Here is a 22451-nt window from a genome sequence, read left to right as displayed (position 1 = left end):
CGTCATGCCCCTTCTCTCTGCGTTCGACTCCCTTCCCGGTCGGCTCGACGGATCCCTCCTCCGTGCCGGAGACGACGGGTTCGACGCCGCCCGCCGCCCGTGGAACCTCTCGATCGATCAGCTGCCGGCGGCCGTCTCAGCCCCGGCGGGGCTCGACGACCTGCGCCTGATCCTCGCGGCCGCGCGCGAGGCGGGAACGCCTCTCGCCGTTCAGCCGAGCGGGCACGGCGCCTCCGGGGACCTGTCCGGCGCGGTGATCGTGCGCACGGCGGCCTTCGACCGGCTCGAGATCGATCACGACGCCGGAGTCGTGGTGGTCGGCAGCGGCGTGCGCTGGGGCGCCGTCGTCGACGCGCTCGAGGGCAGCGGATGGGCGGCGCCCGCGGGGACGAGCCCCGTCGTCTCCGTCGCGGGCTACACGCTCGGCGGCGGGCACTCCTGGTTCAGCCGCACGGCGGGTCTCGGATCCGACAACCTGCGCGCCGCGTGGGTGCTGCGGCCTGACGGCACGCACGAGCGCATCGACGACGGCAGCGACCCCGAGGCGATGTGGGCGCTGCGCGGGGCGGGCGGCGTCGTCGGGATCGTCACCGCGCTCGAGATCGACCTCGTCCGCGCCCCGGCGCAGTGGGGCGCCGCGCTGACCTTCGACGCGGCGGACACCGCCGCCGTGATCCGCGCCGTGCGGGATCTCGCCGCGGTGGCGCCCGCGACGCTCAACGTGTTCGTGAACTCGATGCGGATGCCGGACGTCCCGATGCTGCCCGAGGCGATCCGCGGCAAGAGCTTCCTGACCGTCCAGGCGCTGTCCGCCGACGGCGCGGCCGACGCGCTGCTCGACGGCGTCCGTCGTTCAGGCGCCGTGCAGCGGGAGACCGCAGGCCCGACCTCGCTCGCCGCCCTCGCCGCGGCCTCGGGGGAGCCGACCGAGCCGACCGCGGGCCGGGGCGCCTCCGTCGCGCTCGATCGACTGGACGACGCGACGATCGACGCCCTGGCGGAGTTCCGTCAGGCGCCCGAGCAGGCGCCGATCGTCGGGATCGACCTGCGCATGCTGGGCGGAGCGCTCGACGCACCGCGACGATCCGGGTTCGCCTCGCTCGCCTCAGCCTCGTGGCTCCTGCACGCGCTCGTGCCGAACTTCCCCGGGGCGCCGACCGAGCCCGGCGATGCGAGCATCGCGGGGCTGGTCGACCTGCTCGCGCCGGCGGTCGCCGATCGGACGGTGCCGACGTTCCTCACGCCGGGGCAGACGCTCGAGCGCTGCGCCACGGACTCCGACCTCGATCGGCTCCGGGCGGTGCGGGCGAGCGCCGACCCCGACGCCGTCCTGCACGAGGGACGCCTGCCGCGCTGAGATCCGTCCTCGGCGACGGCGGGCGTGCCTGAGCCAGGCCTCGTGAGTCGGTCAGCCGATCGCGGCGAGGCTCTGCACGGTGGCGGATACGGCCTCGGCGAGCTCCCGGCCCTTCACGGAGAAGTGCCGGCGGAAGTAGTCCTGGTGCTCGTCGTGCTCGTGGAAGTGATGCGGGGTGAGCACCGCGGAGAACACCGGGACGTCGGTGCTGAGCTGCACGCGCATGAGCGCGTCGACGACGGATCCGGCGACGAAGTCGTGCCGGTAGATGCCGCCGTCCACGACGAGGGCGCTCGTGGCGATGGCGTCGTAGCGACCGGTGCGGGCGAGGCGCTGCGCGTGCAGCGGGATCTCGAACGCCCCGGGAACGCGGAACACGTCGACCTGGTCGATGCCGAGCTCGGCGAGGCGCTCGGTGAAGGCGGAAACGGCCTGTTCGACGATCTCGGCGTGCCACTGCGCGGCGACGATGGCGATTCTGGGCATGGTGGACTGCTCCTTCTGTCCTCTCTCATCCGGACTGTGACCGTCGGCTCCGGAATCGCACCGGATCGGCGGTCCCCACCATGGGGACCGTTCGCGGGCTCGCGCGGACCATGCCGCGACACCGCCGGTGGGGACTCTCACCCCGCCCTGAGGACAGGACGACGCTATCACCGCGGTGAGGGCGCGCCGACCACGGCGACGGGCGGGGCGGTCAGTGTGAAGCCGTTCCCGTTCCGGCCAGGCGGTACGCGGTCTCCGGACGTCCCGGCGCCCCGTAGCGCGGGGCGCGGATCGCGATCTGCTGGGCGACGAGGTGCTCCAGGTAGCGTCGCGCGGTGACCCGCGAGACGCCCACGAGGGGTGCGGCCTCCGCCGCCGAGAGGTCGCCGTGGGCGCGCAGCACGGCGGTCACCGTCTGCAGCGTCTCGACCGCGAGTCCCTTCGGGAGGGCGATCGTCCCGGTCGTCGGCCCGCCGATCAGGGCGTCGATCTCCTCCTGGCTGGCGGCTCCGGCGAGGGCGATCGCGCGCTCGTGCCGGTCGCGGTACTGCAGCAGGCGTTCGCGGAAGACGGCGAACGGGAACGGCTTGAGCAGATACTGGGCGACGCCGAGCGCCGACATCCGCCGCACGGCCTCGACATCGCGGACACTCGTCACCGCGATCACGTCGATCGCGCTCCCGGCTCCGCGGATGCGCCGCAGGACGTCGATGCCGGATCCGTCCGGCATCGTGAGGTCCAGCAGCACCAGGTCGATCCGCTCCGCCTCCGTGGTCAGCGCGCTGAGCGCGGCGCGGACGCCGGTGCACTCGCCGACGACCTCGAAGCCGTCGAGCCGTGCGAGGTACGCCGCGTGCAGCTCGAGCGTGAGCGGATCGTCGTCGACGAGCAGGACGCCGATCATCCGGATCTCCTCTCCGACGGCGCACCCGGCAGCGTGACACGGAACGCGGTCGGGTCTGCGGACAGCTCGACCCTCCCGCCGGCGGCGGTCACGATGTCGCGGACGAGGGCCAGTCCGACGCCGCGCCCCGTGCGGTCGCTCGGCTTGGTGGAGTAGCCGTGCTCGAAGATGCGCTCCCGGTCGTCCGCGGGGACTCCGGGGCCCCCGTCCGCGACGGTGATCGCGACGGCGCCGCCGTCCGCCGCCGTCACGTCCACCCGCACCCAGCGGTCGGCGCCCGTCCCAGCCTGACGCGCGGCGTCGAGGGCGTTGTCGATGAGGTTGCCGACCACGGCGACGGCGTCGACCGGGGGCAGATCCGCACGGGGAGCGGCCGGATCCACCTGGACCTGCCAGCGCACGCCGCGTTCCTTCGCCTGGGAGGCCTTGCCGAGCAGCAGCGCGCCGAGCGTCGGATCCCCGTCCCGCAGCGTCATCTGGTCGATCACCGACTGGCTCTGCAGGGAGGATTCGGACAGCAACGCGATCGCCTCGTCGCGGCGGTCGAGCTCGAGCAGAGACAGCGCCGTGTGCAGGCGGTTGCCGTGTTCGTGGGTCTGCGCGCGCAGCGCCTCGCCGAGCGTGCGCACCGACTCGTACCCGGCCACGGCCTCGCGCACATCGCGGGCATCCAGATCGCCCGTGATGCGCCGTGTCGCGAGCCGGGCGAGCACGGCCCCGATCGCGCCCAGGGCCACGACGGCGAGGGTCAGCAGCACGATCACGGGCAGGCGTCGCAGCAGCGCCCCGGCGAGCGACTCCACGGTCACGCCCGCCGACACCCAGCCGACGATCGCGCCGTCCGCGTCGTGGACCGGGGCGATCGTGCGCACGGACGGCCCGAGCGTCCCCGTGTACTGCTCGGTGAGGGGACGACCGTCGGCGGGGATCGTGCCCAGGTACTTCTCGCCGATCCGGGCGGGATCCGGATGCGTCAGGCGCACGCCGTCGCGGTCCATCACGGTGATGAAGTCGAGCCCGGCGCCGGTGCGGGCGGACTCGACGTACGCGCGCAGACCCCCCGCCGCCGTGGGGCGGTCGGCGGCGGTCACGGCGGCCTCGATCTCCGGTGCCGCGGCGAGCGCCTGCGCGATCGCCGCGGTGACGTGCTCGGCCTCCTGCCGCGCCGAGGTCTGCGCCTCCCAGGTGAGGAACGCCCCGATCGCGGCGCCGATCAGCAGCACGGATCCGATCAGGAGCGCGAACACGCGTGATGCCGCACTGCGCACTCCGCCGCGTCTTGTCGTCGCCATCGCCGATCCCGACCTCCTCAGCCAGTATGCGCGAGCTCCCCGGACCAGCGGCGGCCCGGAGCGGATCCGAGCCGGTTTCAATACGACCAGAACTCGCCGGGCAGAGCCGCGGATCCGCACGATGGTCGGCACAGCCCGCCCGCAGGGGTGCGGGCTTCAGGTTCACTCAGCGGAGGCGATGATGGCTCTCACCGAAGGTTTCACTCTCCCGCGGCACGACTGGCGCCGCGGCAAGAACTCCTGGGACAAGCACACCTGGCTCTATGTGTCCGTGCTCATCGCGGTGGCCCTCGGGATCGCCGTGGGGCTCGTGTTCCCGCAGTTCGCGCAGGGTCTCGAACCCATCGGCAAGGGATTCGTGAGCCTCATCAAGATGATGATCGCGCCGATCATCTTCTGCACGATCGTGATCGGCGTCGGATCCATCGCGAAGGCGGCGACGGTCGGCAAGATCGGCGGGCTCGCGCTCGTCTACTTCATGGTGATGTCGACGTTCGCCCTCGCGATCGGGCTGGTCGTCGGCAACATCATCCATCCCGGCGAGGGGCTGCACATGGCGGGCGCGACCTATGAGGCCGCGACGACCGAGGCGAAGACGACGCAGGACTTCATCCTCGGCATCATCCCCGCCACGTTCTTCGGCGCCTTCACCGGCGAGAGCGTGCTGCAGGTGCTCTTCATCGCGCTGCTCGTCGGGTTCGCGCTGCAGGGGCTGGGGGAGCGCGGCGCGCCCATCATGACGGCGATCAAGCACCTGCAGACGCTCGTGTTCCGCGTGCTCGGGATGATCCTGTGGCTCGCCCCGCTCGGCGCGTTCGGCGCGATCGCCGCCGTGGTCGGAAAGACGGGCGTTGCGGCGATCTGGAGCCTCGGGATCCTCCTCGGTGCGTTCTACCTGACCTGCATCGTGTTCATCGTCGTGGTGCTGGGCGGGATCCTGATGCTCGTCGCGCGGGTGAACATCTTCCAGCTCATGAAGTACCTGGCGCGCGAGTACCTGCTGATCGTCGGCACCTCGTCCTCCGAGTCGGCGCTGCCTCGCCTGATCGCGAAGATGGAGCACCTCGGGGTCGCGAAGCCCGTCGTCGGCATCACGGTGCCGACCGGCTACTCGTTCAACCTCGACGGCACGGCGATCTACCTCACGATGGCGTCCCTGTTCATCGCGACGGGCCTCGGCCAGCCGATGTCGATCCCCGAGCAGATCGGCCTCCTCGTCTTCATGATCATCGCGAGCAAGGGCGCCGCGGGCGTCACCGGCGCCGGGCTCGCGACGCTGGCGGGCGGCCTGCAGGCGTACCGGCCCGACCTCGTGAACGGCGTGGGCGTGATCGTGGGCATCGACCGCTTCATGTCGGAGGGCCGCGCGCTGACCAACTTCACCGGCAACGCGGTCGCCACGATCCTCATCGGCACCTGGACGAAGCAGATCGATGCGGAGCAGGTGCGCGCGGTCCTCTCGGGTGCGCGGCCGTTCGACGAGTCGACCCTGGACGGCGTCGGGCACGACGCGCCCTCTGCCGCGCTCGGCCGCGGTGAGGCGGAGGCGGTCAGCACCGAGACGCTCGGACATGCCGCCGTGGACGAGATGGCCGCCAAGCAGGAGCGGGCACGCGCTCGCGCCGGGCGCGGCTGACCCGGATCGCCCGCTGAGGCCGGGCCGGGGCGCCGACGACGCCCCGCCCCGGCCGTCGCGTGCCTCGCCGTCGCGGCCGAGGCGCTAGCGTCGGAGCATGCCCGTCGTCCAGGCCGCCGTCGTCGTCCCGATCTCCCCCGACCTGGCCTTCGCGGTCTCGCAGACGACGGGGGAGGTACGACGCCGCTGGGACGGCTTCATCCACGCGCAGCACTTCCTCGACGGTGCGACGACCCCGGCGAAGGGCGTGCGCACCTTCACCCGGCAGAGGTTCGGCCTCGCCATGACCACCCACTACGTCTCCTACGCCCCGCCGACGACCGTGGGGATGGTGATGGAGCGCGGGCCGTGGTTCCTCCGCACGCTCGGTGCGGGCTGGCGCTTCGAACCGGTGGACGGCGGCACGCGCGCCGTCTGGAAGTACAGTTTCACCTGCCGACCCGCGTGGCTCGCCCCCGTCGCGGAACGCATCGGCACCGTCGTCCTGGGACGGGAGATCCGCCGCAGGATCGCCGGTTTCGCGCGCGGCTGTGCGGATCCGGTCGTCCTCGACGCCGCCCGCGCGGCGCGGGCTCGTCCCTGAGGACTGCTCAGTACCAGTTGTTCGAGACCTCGTGCGCCCAGGCGCCGCAGGGGGACCCGTACCGGTCCTGGATGTAGTTCAGCCCCCAGTCGATCTGGGTGTTCCCGTTGGTGCGCCAGTCGGGGCCGGCCGCCGCCAGCTTCTCGGCGGGCAGGGCCTGCGGGATCCCGTAGGCATCGCTGTCGGGGTTGAGCGCGTCCGCACGCCAGCTGGACTCCTGCATCCACAGGCGGTACAGGCAGGGGAACTGATCCTGGCCCCAGCCGTAGTTGCCGAGCTGCCCGGCGGCGTAAGCCTGGGCGCCGGCCGGGTCGACGTTCACCCCGCCCCCGCCGAGGTCGGTGGATCCGCCTCCGGAGCCGCCCGAGGAGCCGCCGCCGGAACCCGCGGCCGCGGCCGCGGCGGCCGCCTCGCGCTGCAGCTCGGCCTGGCGCTCCTGCTCGGCCACCTGCTGGCCGAGCCGGTAGCGGCGCTCGACGTCCGCCGTGGTGTTCTTCAGCGCGGCGAGCTGTTGATAGAGCGTCGTGACGTGGCCCTGCAGGTCCTGGACCGCGGCGGCCTCGGCATCCGCGGCCGCTTTCGCCTCCCGGGCGGCCTGCTCCGCCGCCGTCGCCCGCTGATCGCGTGCCGTGCGCGCCGTCTGCGCCTGATCCCGCAGCGTGGCCGCAACCCCCTGCTCCGCGAGAGCGCGTGCGCCGAGAGTGCTCCACGTCGCGTCCAGGCGCTGCATGACCCCGAGCCGGGTGAGCAGCTGATCCGGATCCGAAGCGGTCAGGAGGCGTACGGAGAGCGGCGCAGCGGTCTCCGTCCGGGCCCGGCCGGCGATGATCGTGCCCACCTGTTCGTGCGTGCGCTCGGCCGCCGCAGTGGCGTCGGCCGCCTGTGCGGTCAGCTGATCGGCGCGCTTCGCGGCGGCATCGGCGTCGGCTCGCGCGGCGTCGGAGGCCTGGGCCGCCTTCATCGCGGCGGTCGAGGCGTCCGCCGCCTTCTGCTGCGTTCCCGCGAGCGCGTCGTTCACTTTGGCGATCTCGTCCTGCGTGGCCTGTTCGTCGCCCTGCGCGTTCTGCACGTCCTGCCAGGACGGGTAGTCGTCCGCGTACGCCGGCGCCGCGACCATCGGGCCCGCCACGAGCGTCGAGGTCGCCAGGATCGCGGCGAGCAGGCGCGCGGCGCGGCCCCTTCGCGAGGGAGCGGCGGTTCGGGACGGATCGCTCACCTTTCGACCGTAACCCGGTTGCCTGTGGATCGGAACTGCGACGGCACGGACCGGTCTCGGGGGCCGCATGCGGAGGGGCGCCGACGGCGATGCGTCGGCGCCCCTTACCGGGTGGATCCGGGCATCAGCCGCTCTTGCGGCGGAACTCGCGCTTGGTCTGCGCGGCGTGTGTGCCGTGCACGGCGGAGTCGCCGTCCAGATGCGCCTCGCCCCGATGCTGCTGGGCGTTCTTCTTCTCGAGCGCCTCCTTGAACTTGCGCTTCATGTCCGCAGCGGCGGTGTCGTCGGTACTCATGCGCGCCAGCCTAGGGCGTGCGTCCCGACAGGGCCATCGTCGCCGCGGCTCGTCGCCGGTCGCGTGCCGGTCCCGAGGACGGCATCGTCGGCGGAGGACGCGGCGGCAGACGATCGGTGACCGGGTGCCGTGCATCCGGTGAACACTGCGCGATGATCGCCGATCCGGGCGCCTCCGGAGCCGGCGGGGCGGGATCCTGATCACGTGAGAGCAGCGATCGTGACGGAATCCTTCCTCCCGCACATGAACGGCGTGACCGGGAGCGTCCTGCAGATCCTCCGCCATCTCGAGCGTCACGGACATGAGGCCCGTGTGTACGCGCCCGCGGCCGCGGACATGCCGCGCATGATCGGGCACGCGCGGATTGAGCCGATCCCGTCGGTCGCCCTGCCCGGCTACCGCACCGTGCGGGTGGGCACCTCGAGCGCGCACCGGCTGTCCGTCGCGCTGGCCCGCTTCGAGCCCGACGTCGTGCACCTCGCGTCGCCCTTCGCGCTGGGCTGGCGCGGTGCGCTCGCCGCGGAGCGCATCGGGGTGCCGTCGGTCGCGGCGTACCAGACCGACGTCGCCGCCTACGCCGCCCGCTACGGAGTGGCCCTCACCACCGCGCTCGCCGAAGCGCACATCGCGCGTCTGCACCGTCGGGCGACGCTGACCCTCGCTCCGTCGTCGGAGTCCGAGGAGCAGCTCGCCCGTCTCGGCGTCGACCGGGTGCGTCGCTGGGGCAGGGGAGTGGACGCCGAACGCTTCCACCCCGATCGGCGGGTGGCGGACTGGGAGCACCGGGGCGGGTCGGACGTCGTCGTCGGCTACGTCGGGCGGCTGGCGCCGGAGAAGCAGGTGGAGGATCTGCGCGTGCTCGCCGACCTCCCCGGGGTGCGGCTCGTGATCGTAGGCGACGGACCCGCCCGTCCCCGTCTCGAGGCGCTGCTGCCCGGCGCGCTCTTCCTGGGGCACCTCGGCGGGGCCGAGCTCGCCCGGGCGATGGCGTCCTTCGACGTCTTCGTGCATCCGGGGGAGAGCGAGACCTTCGGTCAGACGCTGCAGGAGGCCCACGCGAGCGGGATCCCGGTGGTCGCGACGGGCCGGGGCGGCCCGCTCGACCTCGTGCGGAAGGGGATCGACGGCTGGCTCTACCGCCCGGGCGATCTCGAGGATCTGCGCGAGCGGGTGCGGGATCTCGCCGGTGACGCCTGCAAACGGCAGGCGTTCGGCCGCGCGGGTCGCGAGGCGGTCGAGGGGCGCAGCTGGAGCGCCGTGTGCGACCAGCTCCTCGGGCACTTCGCCGAGGCGCAGGAGCTGCACAGGGCCGACGCGGGCCTCCGCGCTCCCCGGGCGGTGCGACCCGAGCCCGCGCCGGCGGGGGAGCGCAAGCACTGGCGCCGCTATGTCGCGCTCGGCGACTCGCTGACCGAGGGCCTGTGCGATCCGGGGCCCGACGGCGCACTGCGCGGCTGGGCGGATCGGCTCGCTCTGCTGCTGGCTGCCCGGGAACCGCTGGACTACGCGAACCTCGCGATCCGCTCGAAGCGCGTCGAGGACGTCTGCGGCACGCAGCTGCAGCGCGCCCTCGAGCTGCGCCCGGATCTCGCGTCGATCCTCGTCGGCGCGAACGACCTGGTGAAGCGGCGCGCCTCGATCCCGCGGCTCGCGGCGCGTCTCGAGGACGCCGTGCGGCAGCTGCGCGAGGCGGGCGCCGACGTCCTGGTCGTCACGGCGTTCCTGCCGGGCAACCCGGCGGCGCGGATCTACGCCCGCCGGTTCTCCGCCTGGGCCACGGCGCTCGCGGGCATCGCCCGCCGCCAGGGCGCGATCCTGCTGGACACCGACCTGCATCCGCAGCTCGCCGAGAGGCCGAACTGGGGGGAGGACCTCGTGCACCTCTCCAGTCGAGGGCACCGCTTCCTCGCCTATCGGGCCGGCGGCGTGCTCGGCGTGGCCCTCGCGGACGAGCTCGGCGCGCTGGACGAGGCCCTGCACGCGTCGGAGCGCACCGGGGCCGGCGTGTGGTGGCGTCGGCATGCGCTCCCCTGGGTGTGGCGGCGTCTGCATGGACGGGCCGCGGGCGACGGACGCAGCGCGAAGCACCACGACTACGTGCGCCTCGGCCGCGAGCGGGGAGTGCGGGAGCCGAGCGAGGTCTGATCGGCTGCGCGGCGGGAGAGGCCGGGGCAGCTGTTGCGCCGCGCGCTGATAGGATCGAACAGGATGCCTCTGTGCGCATCCGTCCATGCTCGCGCTCCACACGGGAGAGCGAGCCTAAACAAAGAAGGAGAGACCTCTTGGAAGGTCCTGAAATCACTGCCACCGAGGCCGTTCTCGACAACGGCCGCTTCGGCACCCGCACCGTCCGCTTCGAGACGGGCCGTCTCGCGCAGCAGGCGCAGGGCGCGGTCGCCGCTTACCTCGACGAGGAGACGATGCTCCTCTCGGCCACGAGCGCGGGCAAGTCGCCGCGCGAGGGCTTCGACTTCTTCCCGCTGACCGTCGACGTCGAGGAGCGCTCGTACGCCGCGGGCAAGATCCCCGGCTCGTTCTTCCGTCGCGAGGGCCGTCCGTCCACCGAGGCGATCCTCGTCTGCCGTCTGATCGACCGTCCGCTGCGTCCGTCGTTCGTCGACGGCCTGCGCAACGAGGTGCAGATCGTCATCACCGTCCTGAGCATCGCTCCGGGCGAGTACTACGACGCGCTCGCGATCAACGCGGCGTCCGCGTCGACCCAGATCTCGGGCCTGCCGTTCTCCGGCCCCGTGGCCGGTGTGCGCCTCGCGTTCATCCCCGGCCACGGCGAGCACGCGGACCAGTGGGTCGCGTTCCCCAACGCGGAGCAGGTCGAGCAGGCCGTCTTCGACCTCGTCGTCGCGGGCCGCGTGGTCACCAAGGGTGACGGCAGCACCGACGTCGCGATCATGATGGTGGAGGCCGAGGCGACCGAGGGTAGCTGGAACCTGATCAAGGCCGGCGCCACCAAGCCCAGCGAGGACATCGTCGCGCAGGGTCTCGAGGCGGCCAAGCCGTTCCTCAAGCAGCTCGTCGAGGCGCAGGCACAGCTCGCCGCCACGGCGTCGAAGGAGCCGGGCGTGTACCCGGTCTTCCTGCCGTACAGCGAGGAGACGTTCGACTTCGTCTCGTCGCGCGCCTTCGCCGAGCTCGTCGACGTCTACCAGATCGCCGACAAGCAGGAGCGCCAGAACGCCGACGACGCGATCAAGGACCGTGTCAAGGCCGAGCTGGTCGCCGCCGTCGAGGCCGGCGAGCAGCCGGAGATCGCCCTCAGCGAGTTCTCCGCCGCCTACAAGTCCGTCACGAAGAAGATCGTGCGCGGCCGGATCCTCACCGAGGGCGTCCGCATCGACGGTCGCGGCCTCGCGGACATCCGCCCGCTCGACGCCGAGGTGCAGGTCATCCCGCGCGTGCACGGCTCCGCGATCTTCCAGCGCGGCGAGACCCAGATCCTGGGCGTCACCACGCTCAACATGCTCAAGATGGAGCAGCAGATCGACTCGCTGTCGCCCACCACGAGCAAGCGCTACATGCACCACTACAACTTCCCGCCCTACTCGACCGGCGAGACCGGCCGCGTGGGTTCGCCGAAGCGTCGCGAGATCGGGCACGGCTTCCTCGCCGAGCGCGCCCTCGTGCCGGTGCTGCCGAGCCGCGAAGAGTTCCCCTACGCGATCCGTCAGGTCTCCGAGGCGCTCAGCTCCAACGGATCCACCTCGATGGGATCCGTCTGCGCCTCGACCCTGTCGCTGCTGAACGCGGGTGTGCCGCTGCGCGCCCCCGTCGCCGGCATCGCGATGGGCCTCGTGTCCGACCAGGTCGACGGCGAGACCCGCTACGCGGCGCTCACCGACATCCTGGGCGCCGAGGACGCGCTCGGCGACATGGACTTCAAGGTCGCCGGCACGAGCGAGTTCGTCACCGCGATCCAGCTGGACACCAAGCTCGACGGCATCCCCTCCGAGGTGCTCGCCGGCGCGCTGACCCAGGCCAAGGACGCGCGTCTGACGATCCTCAACGTGCTCAACGCCGCGATCGACAGCCCGGACGAGATGGCGCCGACCGCGCCGCGCGTGATCAGCGTGCAGATCCCGGTCGACAAGATCGGCGAGCTGATCGGCCCGAAGGGCAAGACGATCAACGCGATCCAGGACGAGACCGGCGCGCAGATCTCCATCGAGGAGGACGGCACCGTCTACATCGGCGCGACCGACGGCCCGTCGGCCGAGGCCGCCCGTGCCCAGGTGAACGCGATCGCCAACCCGACCAACCCCGAGGTCGGTGAGCAGTTCCTCGGCACGGTCGTCAAGATCGCGACCTTCGGCGCGTTCGTCTCCCTGCTCCCGGGCAAGGACGGCCTCCTGCACGTCACCGAGGTGCGCAAGCTCGCCGGTGGCAAGCGCGTGGAGAACGTCGACGACGTGCTCTCCGTCGGCCAGAAGATCCTCGTGAAGATCACGAAGATCGACGACCGCGGCAAGCTCTCGCTCGAGCCCGTCATCGACGAGGCTCCGGCCGAGGCTGCGGAGCCGGTCGCCGAGACCGCCGAGGCCTGATTCCTCACGAAAAGGCCCGTCATGTCCGCCGAAGGGGGGACATGGCGGGCCTTTTCGCGTCTTCGTGACCGAACCGTTATCCATTGTTCGCCTCCCGGCCGTCTCAATGAACGGAAGCGTCCGAGGCCTCCCTTACTCTCGTAGGGAACGCACCGGGGGGTGCGTTCGAAGCACAGCGCAGCAGACACGGGGGTGATCGCATGCGTCTCTTCAGTGTCGGACCCGGATCCGCGACCGGCGGTGCCGCGCCTGCCGTCGCGACCGCGCCCGCCGTCACGACGCCGCCTGCCGTGGTGCCGCCGCATCCGTCCGCCCCGATCCCCGTGGTCGGACCCGGCATCGGCACGAGCCTGCGCGTGCCGATCGGCGAGACAGGCATCCGCACCTTCCCATTGATCCTGGGCGGCGCGGAGTTCGGCTGGAACACCGACGCCGACACCGCCCTGCGCATTCTCGACCGCTACGCCGAGTTCGGCGGCAACGCGGTGCACACCGCCGACAGCTTCGCCGCGGGGCGCAGCGAGCACATCATCGGGCGCTGGCTCGCGTCGCGGCGCAACCGCGACGACATCGTGCTGAGCGTGCGCGTGGGCGGTCACCCCGACAACCCCGGCATCGGCGCGGTGAACCTCGTCCGCGCGGTGGAGGCCTCGCTGAACCGGCTCGGAGTCGAGTGCATCGACGTGCTCTACCTCGACGGCACGGTCGACGACGGCAGCGCCCTCGAGGACACCCTCGCCACGGCGGAGTGGCTGGTCGAGACCGGCAAGGTGCGCCTGCTGGGAGCCTTCGGGTTCACCCCGGAGCGTCTGGTCGAGGCCCGGATCCTCGCCTCGGCGGGGTACCCGCGCATCGAGGTGCTGGACGAGCCGTATAACCTGCTGCGCCGCCAGGGCTTCGAGGGCGACCTGCGACTGGTCGCCGCGGCCCAGGGGCTCGCGGTGACGCCCTCGCACGCCCTCGAGCACGGCTTCCTCTCGGGGCGCCACCGTTCGAAGCAGGCCCTGCAGGGCGTGCGCGGCATGCAGTTGCGCGGCAACATCAACCGCCGCGGAATCAAGGTGCTGCGGGCTCTCGACATCGCGGCGGACGAGCTGCAGGTGCCCGTTGCGGCGGTGGCGATCGGCTGGCTGCTCGCGCAGCGCACGGTCACCGCCCCCATCGTCAACGCCTTCGCGACCGACCAGGTGGATGAGCTCATGCAGGGCGCGGGTGTCGCGCTGGGGCGGGCGCAGCTGGCCGAACTCACCCGGGCGGCGAGCTGATCCGGTCCGTGTCCGATCCGTGACATAGGCTGGAAGCACCCCGACCACGGAGTCGGCGACGAGGCGAGCGGTTGTGACGCATTACATCTATCTGGTCCGGCACGGCGAACATCAGGACGCCGAGCACGGTCTCGCCGACGGCCCCCTCTCGCCGCGCGGTCGCCGTCAGGCCGAGCTGATCGCCGACCGCCTGTCCGGGCTCCCGCTCGACGCGATCTGGCATTCTCCGCTGCTCCGCGCCGCCGAGACGGCGAGGGCGATCTCCGAGCGGATCCCCTCGGTCGAGGCTGAGCCGTCCGCGCTGCTGTTCGACTGCGTGCCCACCGGCATGACGGAGGAGACACCAGCCGTCTTCGAGCCCTTCTTCGGATCCGTCACCGATGCGGAGATCGAGGCCGGCAGGGCGCAGATGGATGACGCCGTCAACGAGTACCTGGTCCGCAAGCCCGGTGACGTCCACGAGGTGCTCATCACGCACAACTTCGTGATCGGCTGGTTCGTCCGCGAGGTGCTCGAGGCGCCGGACTGGCGCTGGATGACGCTCAACCAGGCGAACTGCGGACTCACCGTGATCTCGCAGAAGCAGGGCCGCCCGTGGACCCTGCTCGCGCACAACGACCTGAGCCATCTGCCTGTGGAGCTGCGCACCGGCCTGCCGGATCCCCTCGCGGTCTGACCTCACAACCGTGGACGCGGCGCTTGCGCGGCGCATGTTCGTGACGATCCGCACGGCCTGTCACGATCAGCACACGAGTTCGCCGGATCCGTGTGCTGATCGTCACCACGTGTGCTGATCGTGACGGGCGAGGACGGCCCGCCGCGTCGCGCCGGGATCAGCTGATGCGCTCCCAGTCGGCGATCGGACCCGGCTCGACGATGAAGAGCGGATGCGGATCCGGGAGCGCACGGGTGCGCCACCGCTCCCAGAGGTCCGGGTTGCGGACCTCGAGCTTGCGCAGCAGGTGCCCCCACTCGTACTCGAGCTGACCGTGGGCGACGGGGATCCGCTCCACGGGACCGGTCTTGAGGATCTTCTCCCGCGCGAACCGGTAGCCGCGTGCGTCGGCCTCGTCCACCACTGCGGAGAGGTAGTCGCCGATCGCCGCGAGCGGATCCCGCACGGCGCGGAACCGCTGCAGCTGCGGGTGGTTCGCATAGCCGCGCCGCGTCGGGTCCGCGATCACCGCCTGCGCGAGCAGTCCCTCGCGCCAGCACGCCGTGAGCGCCTGCCGATCGTAGTAGCGGGGGTGAACAGACCACAGCCTCACGCGTGCGCCTCCAGATCCTTCCGATACCAACGGGTCGCGTTGGGATTCTCGTTGTAACGGGGGATCTCGGCGAAGCCGCTGTTGCGGTAGAGGTGGCCGGCCGCCTCGAGCGTGTGGTGGGTGTCGAGCACGAGGGCGCCGGCCCCGAATCCGCGAGCGCGGCGTTCCAACTCCTCGAGCAGCAGGCGCCCCCAGCCGCGACCGCGCGTCTCCGGGCTCAGGAACACGTGTTTGATCTCGAACACGTCCGGCGCGCCGTCGGGCATCGCGACGCGGCGGATCCCGCCGCAGCCCACGATCGCGTCGTCGTCTTCGAGAAGCAGGAAGACGCCGTCAGGATCCTGGAACGCCGCGGCCTTCGGATATGTAGGGGAGTAGGTGCCACCGGGGAACTCCGCGGCCCGCAGGGTGAAGTAGGCGACCAGCACGGCGTGCGCGTCGGCATCCTCGGGGGATGCGATCCGGAACGTGGGCATGCTCCGACGTTATGCCCTCGACGCGCCCCGGACCGCACCAGCCGCGCGGAGGAGCCGCGTCCGCCGCCCTGAATAGACTGTGGACATGACGACGCGCGTGGCCCTGGTGGGCGCCTCCGGCAAGCTCGGCACCATCATCGGCGATGTGATCGCGCAGCTGGACGGGTTCGAGCTCGGCGCGGTGCTCGGCTCGAACAGCACGATGGACGAGCTCGACGGCGCCGACCTCGTGGTCGATGCGACCACGCCGGCCTCCAGCGTCGAGATCGTGCGCGCCGCGGTCGACCGCGGCATCAACCTCCTCGTCGCGACCTCGGGGTGGTCTGCCGACCGCATCGCCCAGGTGCGGCCGGCCATCGACGCCGCCGGCACGGGAGCGCTGTTCGTGCCCAACTTCTCGCTGGGATCCGTGCTGGGCACGGCGCTGGCCGCCCTCGCCGCTCCGTTCTTCGGGTCCGTCGAGATCATCGAGGCGCACCAGCACACGAAGATCGACTCGCCCAGCGGCACGGCGGTGCGCACTGCGGAACTGATCGCGGCGGCCCGCTCCGAGCAGGGGCCCGTCGATGCGCCGCACGTCGACCAGCGCGCGCGCGGCCAGCAGGTCGCCGGCGTCCCGGTGCACTCGCTGCGCCGGCCCGGCGTGCTCGCCAAGCAGGAGGTCATCCTTTCGGGCCCGGGGGAGTCGCTCACGATCGTGCACGACACCGTGCAGTCGGCGGCGGCGTACGCCCCCGGGATCCGCCTCGCCCTGCCGTACGCCCGTGATCTGCGCGGTGTGGTCGTGGGCCTGGAGAACGTGATCGATCTGGGGATCCGGCCGCGCGCATGACCGCGCGCATCGGCGTGCTCGGCCCGGTGCGGATCGCGGATCGCGACGCCGGAGGCACGCCCATGCGCGCTCTGCTGACGGCGCTCGTCCTGGCGGGCACCGGCACCACGCGATCCGTGCCCGCGCTGGCCGACGAGGTCTGGGGGGACGACCAGCCGCAGAACCCGAAGGCGGCCCTGCAGACGCTCGTCTCCCGGGCCAGGGCGCTCGCCGGGCCGGACGCCATCGCGAGCGCTCCGGGAGGCTATGCCCTGGGCACCGATGACACCGACCTCCAGTCCGCGCGCCGTCTGCGCGCCGAGGCGGAGACACTCGACGACGGCGATCCCGACCGCGTCCGGTTGCTGCGCGCGGCCCTCGCCCTGTGGCGGGGCGAGCCCGGCGCGGACCTCGCGGGGGCTCCGATCGCGGAGGAGCTCGCGGCGCACACGCAGGGCCTGCAGGCCGCACTCCGCGGCTGCCTCGCCGCCTCGCTCGTGGCCGCTGGGCAGGCGGCGGAGGGCATCGGGATCCTCGAGGAACTCGCTGCGGCCCATCCGCTCGATGAGACGGCTCAGGCCGCGCTGATGACGGCACTCGCCGACGACGGCAGGGTCCCTGAGGCCCTCGGCGTCTTCGCACGGCTGCGCGCCGCCCTCGCCGACGCGCTGGGCAGCTCGCCCGGCCCCGAGCTCGTCGAGCTGAACGCGCGGCTGCTGCGCGGGCGGGACGAGGGGCCGCGGGTGCGGATCGGTGTGCAGTCCGCCCCGAACGAGCTCATCGGCCGCGACGGAGCGCTGGCGAGCGCGCGCGTCCTGCTGCGCACCGCACGGCTCGTGACCATCATGGGCGCGGGCGGACTGGGCAAGACCCGGCTCGCGCAGGCACTGGCGGCGGAGTCGCCGGCGCCCGCCGTGGTCGTCGTCCCGCTCGCCGGTGTGCGCACCGACGGGGGCGTGCCGCTGGCGGTCGCCGCCGCCCTGGGAATCAGCGAGAACGCCCCCGGCGGCAGGCTCTCGGAGCAGCGTCCGCGTCCCGACCTCGGCGCCCGCATCATCGCCGCTCTCGGTGAGCGGACGACGCTCCTGGTCCTGGACAACTGCGAGCAGGTGATCGACGGTGTCGCGCGCTGGTCGGCGGATCTGCTGGCCATGGTGCCGTCGTTGCGGATCCTGACCACCAGCCGCACCCCGCTCGCGATCGCCGCGGAGCGCGTGCTTCCGCTGGAGCCGCTGGGGATCGAGGCGACGCAGGATGCACCGGCCGTGCGCCTCTTCGTGGAGCGTGCGCAGGCCGCACGTCCGGGAGCGACGCTCGATCTCGAGGTCGTCGCGCGCCTGTGTGCACGTCTGGACGGGCTGCCGCTCGCGATCGAGCTCGCTGCGGCGCGGGTGCGCACGATGACGCCCGAGCAGATCGAACGGCGGCTGGAGAACCGGTTCGCGCTGCTGACCACCGGTGACCGTTCGGCTCCCGAGCGCCACCGCACGCTGGAGGCCGTGATCGAGTGGAGCTGGGATCTGCTCTCGCCGGAGGCGCGGCAGGCGCTCGCGCTGCTGTCCGTGCTTCCCGGCGGCTTCTCGGCGGAGACCGCCGACGCCGTCCTGACCGCTGCGTCCGACGATGTGCTGGAGGGACTCGTCTCGCAGTCGCTGCTGAACGTCGTGGAGATCGGCGACGGCGACGTGCGCTTCCGCATGCTGGAGACCGTGCGCGAGTTCGGACACGACCGGCTGGTCGAGATCGGCGCCGAGCAGGACGCGTGGGAGGCCGTGGTCGCATGGGCGCTCGCCTTCGTCGCCGCGCACGGTGCGAGGACGCGGGCGTTCCCCGCGGGCCTGACCGCGCGGGCGCACCTCGCGATCACGCGCGAGCACGACAACCTCGTGCATGTGCTGCGGCACCTGGTCGCGGAGCGGCGCGGCCGCGACGCGGTGCGTCTGTTCACCGTCCTCGGTCAGTCCTGGTTCATCCGCGGCTCCTTCACCGAGTTCATCGGCTATGCGGGGCCGATGATCGAGATCGTTGACGCTCTGCCGGCCGGGGACGTCGAGCCCGACCTGCAGGTCATGGCCGTCGTGATGGCCTCGCTCGGCTGCATGATCAGCGGGGACCCCCTCGCCGCGCGCGGACTCGCCTTCGTCGCCCGTGCCGTGCGCGCAGCCGGCGACGCGCTCGCACCGGCCTGGCAACTGCTGTCGGACGCGCTGCTCTCCGTGGGCCGGGGCGCGCCGATGGGGTCGTTGCCCGAGGGGCCGCAGAGGTCGGATCCGCGCGCGCAGCTGGCCGCGGACGTGCTGCGCTCGCACCGCGCAGAGAACGACGGCGAGGCGGAGGAGGCGATGGAAGCCGCCCGCAGCGCCTGGCAGCGGGCGCGCAGCCTCGACGAGCGGTGGGCGGAGGGCATGGCCGCCGACCTCGCCGCCCAGCTGGCCGCGCAGTCGGCCCGTCCGGCCGAGGCGATGACCTGGATCCAGCGTGCGGGCGCCGTGTTCGCCGAGTTCGAAGCGCAGGATCAGATCGACCACCAGGAGTGGGTGCGCGGAGGCGCGCTGCTCTGCCTGGGCCGCGGCGACGAGGCCCGAGCGCTGTTCAGCCGGCTCGTCGAAGAAGGGGGCCTCAGCCAGGACGGCGTGGAACTGGGGTCGATCGGTCTGTACGGGCTCGCGGAGGCCGACCTCCTGGAGGGGCGCAGGGCCGACGCGACCGAGGGCTTCCGCCGGGCGATGGCGGCTTTCGCCGATCCCGTGCACCGTCGCTCGCCCTGGTACCTGATGGCGCTGTCGGGGTATGTCTCGGCGGCCGTGCGGGAGCTCGAGGTGCCGGAGGCGGAGCTGGCCGTGTGGGAGCGGCGGCTGCGCACGCGCACCATCGCCGCCTGCCGGCTGCGCCGGGAGGGCGTGGACCGGCCGGTGCTCGGTACGGCCCTGATCGGATGGTCGGCCTGGGCGATCCGGCAGCCGGAGCTCATCGGACGGGGGACAGCGGCCGTCGCGCTCGCCGAGGTGCTCGGCGGGCGGCAGAACATGCCGAGTCTCAGCCTCGCCGTGCATCTCGCGGATGCGGAGAGGATCGCCGGATCCGCGGAGGTCGCCGAGGCCCGGGCGGACGCGGCGGCACTGGATCCTGACGAGAGGGTGGCGCGCGGCCTCGCCGTGCTGGGCGCTCGCTGAGCACGGCGCGCTCGCTGAGCACGGCGCGCGGAGAGCGGGGCCGCCCAGCGCCGAGGGGCGCCCTCCGAGAGGAGGACGCCCCGTGACGAGCCCTGTTCAGGCCTTGCGCATGTACGCCCGCACGGTGAGCGGCGCGAAGATCGCGACGATCACCACGGCGCCGAGGAGTGACACCCAGGCGTCGGCACCGAACGCGCCCGTGTTGACCAGATCGCGCACGGCGGTCACGAGATGCGAGACCGGGTTGACGTTCACGAACCACTGCAGCCAGCTCGGCATCGTGTCGACCGGGACGAACGCGTTGGAGAGGAACGTGAGCGGGAACAGGATGAGCATCGAGATGCCCTGCACGCTCGACGCGGTCCGGGCGATGACGCCGGCGAAGGCGAAGATCCAGCTGATCGCCCAGGAGCACGCGATCACCAGCAGGCCGGCGGCGACGACAGCGCCGAGACCGCCCGCCGGACGGAAGCCCATGATGAAACCCATCGTGAACGTCAGCACGGTGGCGATGCCGTAACGGATCGTGTCGGCCAGCAGCGCCCCGGACAGCGGCGCGATACGCGCGATCGGCAGCGAGCGGAAGCGGTCGAACACGCCCTTGTCCATGTCCTCGCGCAGCTGCACGCCGGTCACGACCGAGGTCGTGATCACGGTCTGCACGAGGATCCCGGGGATGATCACGGGCAGGTAGTTCGTGACGTCGCCGGAGATCGCTCCACCGAAGATGTAGGTGAACATCAGGGTGAACAGGATCGGCTGCAGGGTCACGTCGACCAGCTGCTCCGGGGTCCTGCGGATCTTGATGAGGCCGCGGGCCGCCATGGTGACGGTGTTGCGCAGCGTCAGGGACAGGCTCGGGCGCGGGGCCGGCCGGCGCTCGGAAGCGGGGACGATACGACCGGCGACAGGGGAGAGAGTGCTCATGCGCGGACCTCCTGGTTCTGTGCGGCGGTGGGATCCCCGGCGGGCTCCTCCTCCGCCGGGTGGCCGGTGATGGTGAGGAACACCTCGTCGAGGGTGGGCTTCTGCACGCTCACCTCCGCGAGACCGATCCCGGCCTCGCGGAACGTGATCAGCAGATCGGCGATCCGGTCGGGGTCGGCCATCGGAGCGGTGATGCGGGATGCCTCGGGCGAGAGGACGCCGCGGACGCCGAGGGTCTGCTCGATCGCGCGCAGCGCGTCGGCCGTGTCGGCGGCGTCGCGGACGCGGAGCTGCAGCGAAGAGGTGCCGACGGAGGCCTTGAGGTCGTCCGGTGTGCCCTCCGCCACGACCTTGCCCCGGTCGATCACGGCGATGCGGTCGGCGAGCTGGTCGGCCTCGTCGAGGTACTGCGTCGTCAGCAGCACGGTGGATCCGGTGCTCACGAGCTCGCGGATCGTGTCCCACATCTGCCCGCGCGTGCGCGGATCGAGGCCGGTGGTCGGCTCATCGAGGAAGATCAGCGGCGGCTGCGCGAGGAGCGAGGCGGCGAGGTCGAGGCGCCGCCGCATGCCGCCGGAGAAGTTCTGCAGCGGACGCTTCGCCGCCTCGGACAACCCGAACCGATCGAGGAGATCCGCGGACTTCGCCTTCGCCTCGCTGCGGCTCAGACCCAGCAGACGGGAGAAGATCATGAGGTTCTCGGTCGCGGAGAGCGTCTCGTCGACCGAGGCGAACTGCCCGGTGACGCCGATGAGCTGCCGCACAACGTGCGGCTCTCGGACGACGTCGTGCCCGAACACGCGGCCGGTGCCGCCGTCCGGACGCAGCAGCGTCGCGAGCATGTTGATGGTGGTCGTCTTGCCGGCGCCGTTCGGGCCGAGGACGCCGTAGACGGCGCCGGTGCGCACCTGCAGGTCGACGCCGTCGACCGCGCGGTTCGCACCGAACACCTTCACGAGTCCGTCGGCCTCGAGGGCCCAGTCGGTGGTGGAGTTCGTCATGTTCCGAGCATCCGGCCCGCCGCTTTCGGACCGCTGTCGTGTCGCTGTCGTACGCTGTCCGGCGCTGTCCGCGGCGGTGCCGTCGAGCGTCGGCCCCCCGGGAGCGGGCCTGTCGCCGGCGCCGGACGCGATGGCGCGCCGACCTAGGATGGAGAGATGGGATCCCGGATCGGCGTCGCCGTCATGGCCGCGCTCCTCGTGCTGTACATCGCACTCGTCGGCTGGCGCGCGGTGGTGCTGCTCGGGTCGGGGCAGGCGCTCGGGATCACCATGGGCGCAGCCCTGCTCGTGATGCCGCTGATCGGAGCATGGGCGCTGGTGCGCGAGCTGCAGTTCGGCCTCGCGGCCGACCGCCTCGGCCGCACGCTGAACGACGAGGGCGGGATGCCGGAGGCGCCGGAGCACCTGCGCTCGAACGGGCGCCTGCTGCCCGAGGACGCCGACCGTCTCCTGGCGGAGTACGGCGCAGCCGCCGAGGCGGGCCCGGAGGACTGGCGCGCGCAGTACCGCCTGGGCGTGGTCCAGGATGCGGCCGGTCGGCGGAAGGATGCGCGCGCCGCGATCCGCGCCGCGATCCGACTCGCGAAGTAGGTGCTCCGCCGTCCTCGGGCGACGGCGGGCCACCGGTCTCGCGGACCGCGGCGCAGGACCGGTCTCTGATGCGAAAGGGCCGCGCCTCCGAGGAGGCACGGCCCTTCGAGGTTCGCGAGGCGTTCAGGCCAGGGTCGCCTCGAGCGTGATCTCGATGCCCGACAGCGCGGCGGAGACGGGGCAGCCCACCTTCGCCTCCTGAGCGAGGCGCTGGAAGGTCTCGGCGTCGAGGCCGGGGACCGTCGCGTTCACGTTGAGGTGGCTGCCGGTGATGCCGACGCCGGGCTTGAACGTGACGGACGCGGTCGTGTCGACCCGCTCCGCAGGGGTGCCGTTTCCGGCCAGCGCGTGCGAGAGCGCCATGCTGAAGCAGGAGGAGTGCGCGGCGGCGATGAGCTCCTCGGGCGTGGTCGTGGTCTCGGACCCCTCGGAACGGGCCTTCCAGTTCAGGGGGAACGTGCCCAGGTGCGAGGAGGAGAAGGAGACGGATCCCTCGCCTTCGATGAGACTTCCGGTCCAGGTGGCAGCGGCTTCGCTCGTGACGGACATGGGATCCTCCGATCGGAATGGGTGAGACTGCCAGCCTATCGACCGGGCCCGGAGGGATCCGT

Annotated in this window: 19 protein-coding genes, 1 pseudogene and 1 riboswitch; of the genes and pseudogenes, 10 read left to right on the top strand and 10 right to left on the bottom strand. The window is 72.2% G+C overall.

Translation table 11 applies throughout. The features are described 5' to 3' along the window. Positions 1 to 4: 4 nt before the first annotated feature. The gene (locus J8G10_RS11155) at positions 5 to 1357 is read left to right on the top strand and encodes an FAD-binding oxidoreductase (RefSeq protein ID WP_251444532.1); all 1353 of its coding nucleotides are present in this window, start codon (positions 5 to 7) and stop codon (positions 1355 to 1357) included. A gap of 51 nt (positions 1358 to 1408) precedes the next feature. On the opposite strand, the pseudogene J8G10_RS11150 reads toward J8G10_RS11155, so the two are convergent. From J8G10_RS11150 to J8G10_RS11140, 3 genes and pseudogenes are all read right to left on the bottom strand, one after another. After that, positions 1409 to 1849: pseudogene (locus tag J8G10_RS11150) on the bottom strand (6,7-dimethyl-8-ribityllumazine synthase); the annotation flags it as partial. A 7-nt stretch (positions 1850 to 1856) separates the two neighbouring features. Beyond that, a riboswitch (FMN riboswitch) is annotated at positions 1857 to 2002 on the bottom strand. Positions 2003 to 2054: 52 nt separating this feature from the next. Continuing rightward, complete coding sequence (locus J8G10_RS11145; protein WP_251444529.1) at positions 2055 to 2747, bottom strand: response regulator; 693 nt, start codon at positions 2745 to 2747, stop codon at positions 2055 to 2057. Next, positions 2744 to 4039: an ATP-binding protein gene (locus J8G10_RS11140; RefSeq protein WP_251444526.1), complete on the bottom strand. Its 1296-nt coding sequence runs from the start codon at positions 4037 to 4039 to the stop codon at positions 2744 to 2746. Before J8G10_RS11140 ends, J8G10_RS11145 begins: the two co-directional genes overlap by 4 nt. A 181-nt stretch (positions 4040 to 4220) precedes the next feature. Here J8G10_RS11140 and J8G10_RS11135 point away from each other — a divergent pair, with 181 nt between their 5' ends. Both J8G10_RS11135 and J8G10_RS11130 read left to right on the top strand, forming a co-directional pair. Then, a complete protein-coding gene (locus J8G10_RS11135) occupies positions 4221 to 5675 on the top strand; it encodes a cation:dicarboxylate symporter family transporter (RefSeq protein ID WP_251444524.1) in 1455 nt (484 codons plus the stop codon). A 97-nt stretch (positions 5676 to 5772) separates the two neighbouring features. After that, positions 5773 to 6258, top strand: coding sequence for an SRPBCC family protein (locus J8G10_RS11130; protein WP_251444522.1), 486 nt, complete (start codon positions 5773 to 5775; stop codon positions 6256 to 6258). Between the two features lie 7 nt (positions 6259 to 6265). Here the strand turns inward: J8G10_RS11130 and J8G10_RS11125 are convergent, their stop codons facing one another. Together J8G10_RS11125 and J8G10_RS11120 are read right to left on the bottom strand one after the other, a co-directional pair. Continuing rightward, on the bottom strand, positions 6266 to 7474 hold the full coding sequence (locus J8G10_RS11125; RefSeq protein ID WP_251444520.1) for a hypothetical protein: 1209 nt from the start codon (positions 7472 to 7474) through the stop codon (positions 6266 to 6268). A gap of 124 nt (positions 7475 to 7598) precedes the next feature. Next, complete coding sequence (locus J8G10_RS11120; protein ID WP_091477308.1) at positions 7599 to 7769, bottom strand: DUF5302 domain-containing protein; 171 nt, start codon at positions 7767 to 7769, stop codon at positions 7599 to 7601. 219 nt (positions 7770 to 7988) lie between these two features. On the opposite strand from J8G10_RS11120, the gene J8G10_RS11115 reads away from it, so the two are divergent. The 4 genes from J8G10_RS11115 (at position 7989) to J8G10_RS11100 (ending at position 14269) form a co-directional block, all read left to right on the top strand. Next, entirely contained in the window at positions 7989 to 9914 is a 1926-nt protein-coding gene (locus J8G10_RS11115; protein ID WP_251444518.1) for a GDSL-type esterase/lipase family protein, read from the top strand. Positions 9915 to 10051: 137 nt separating this feature from the next. Beyond that, positions 10052 to 12328: a polyribonucleotide nucleotidyltransferase gene (locus J8G10_RS11110; RefSeq protein ID WP_251444517.1), complete on the top strand. Its 2277-nt coding sequence runs from the start codon at positions 10052 to 10054 to the stop codon at positions 12326 to 12328. Positions 12329 to 12528: 200 nt separating this feature from the next. Continuing rightward, a complete protein-coding gene (locus tag J8G10_RS11105) occupies positions 12529 to 13593 on the top strand; it encodes an aldo/keto reductase (RefSeq protein ID WP_251444515.1) in 1065 nt (354 codons plus the stop codon). A 73-nt stretch (positions 13594 to 13666) separates the two neighbouring features. Then, the gene (locus tag J8G10_RS11100) at positions 13667 to 14269 is read left to right on the top strand and encodes a histidine phosphatase family protein (RefSeq protein WP_251444513.1); all 603 of its coding nucleotides are present in this window, start codon (positions 13667 to 13669) and stop codon (positions 14267 to 14269) included. Between the two features lie 157 nt (positions 14270 to 14426). Here the strand turns inward: J8G10_RS11100 and J8G10_RS11095 are convergent, their stop codons facing one another. Both J8G10_RS11095 and J8G10_RS11090 read right to left on the bottom strand, forming a co-directional pair. Beyond that, complete coding sequence (locus J8G10_RS11095) at positions 14427 to 14861, bottom strand: pyrimidine dimer DNA glycosylase/endonuclease V (protein WP_251444511.1); 435 nt, start codon at positions 14859 to 14861, stop codon at positions 14427 to 14429. Further along, positions 14858 to 15337 (bottom strand): GNAT family N-acetyltransferase, encoded by a 480-nt coding sequence (locus tag J8G10_RS11090; RefSeq protein WP_251444509.1) that lies wholly within the window; start codon positions 15335 to 15337, stop codon positions 14858 to 14860. Before J8G10_RS11090 ends, J8G10_RS11095 begins: the two co-directional genes overlap by 4 nt. 85 nt (positions 15338 to 15422) lie before the next feature. On the opposite strand from J8G10_RS11090, the gene dapB reads away from it, so the two are divergent. Together dapB and J8G10_RS11080 are read left to right on the top strand one after the other, a co-directional pair. Then, on the top strand, positions 15423 to 16169 hold the full coding sequence (dapB, locus tag J8G10_RS11085) for a 4-hydroxy-tetrahydrodipicolinate reductase (protein WP_251444507.1): 747 nt from the start codon (positions 15423 to 15425) through the stop codon (positions 16167 to 16169). After that, positions 16166 to 19321, top strand: coding sequence for a BTAD domain-containing putative transcriptional regulator (locus J8G10_RS11080; RefSeq protein ID WP_251444505.1), 3156 nt, complete (start codon positions 16166 to 16168; stop codon positions 19319 to 19321). The genes dapB and J8G10_RS11080 overlap by 4 nt, the downstream gene beginning before the upstream one ends. Positions 19322 to 19417: 96 nt before the next feature. Here the strand turns inward: J8G10_RS11080 and J8G10_RS11075 are convergent, their stop codons facing one another. Beyond that, the gene (locus tag J8G10_RS11075) at positions 19418 to 20248 is read right to left on the bottom strand and encodes an ABC transporter permease (RefSeq protein WP_251444503.1); all 831 of its coding nucleotides are present in this window, start codon (positions 20246 to 20248) and stop codon (positions 19418 to 19420) included. Further along, the gene (locus J8G10_RS11070) at positions 20245 to 21249 is read right to left on the bottom strand and encodes an ATP-binding cassette domain-containing protein (protein WP_251444501.1); all 1005 of its coding nucleotides are present in this window, start codon (positions 21247 to 21249) and stop codon (positions 20245 to 20247) included. Before J8G10_RS11070 ends, J8G10_RS11075 begins: the two co-directional genes overlap by 4 nt. Positions 21250 to 21405: 156 nt before the next feature. On the opposite strand from J8G10_RS11070, the gene J8G10_RS11065 reads away from it, so the two are divergent. After that, positions 21406 to 21840 carry a hypothetical protein gene (locus J8G10_RS11065; RefSeq protein WP_251444499.1) on the top strand — a complete coding sequence of 145 codons (435 nt, stop codon included), beginning with the start codon at positions 21406 to 21408 and terminating at the stop codon, positions 21838 to 21840. Positions 21841 to 21963: 123 nt separating this feature from the next. On the opposite strand, the gene J8G10_RS11060 is transcribed toward J8G10_RS11065, so the two are convergent. Further along, a complete protein-coding gene (locus J8G10_RS11060) occupies positions 21964 to 22389 on the bottom strand; it encodes an OsmC family peroxiredoxin (RefSeq protein WP_251444497.1) in 426 nt (141 codons plus the stop codon). Positions 22390 to 22451 lie beyond the last annotated feature (62 nt).

Origin of the sequence: Microbacterium sp. USTB-Y (genome assembly GCF_023703415.1) — a bacterium.
Taxonomy (GTDB): Bacteria; Actinomycetota; Actinomycetes; order Actinomycetales; family Microbacteriaceae; genus Microbacterium.
The sequence above is the reverse complement of the archived record's forward strand: the minus strand, read 5'-3'. Positions and strand labels throughout refer to the sequence as shown.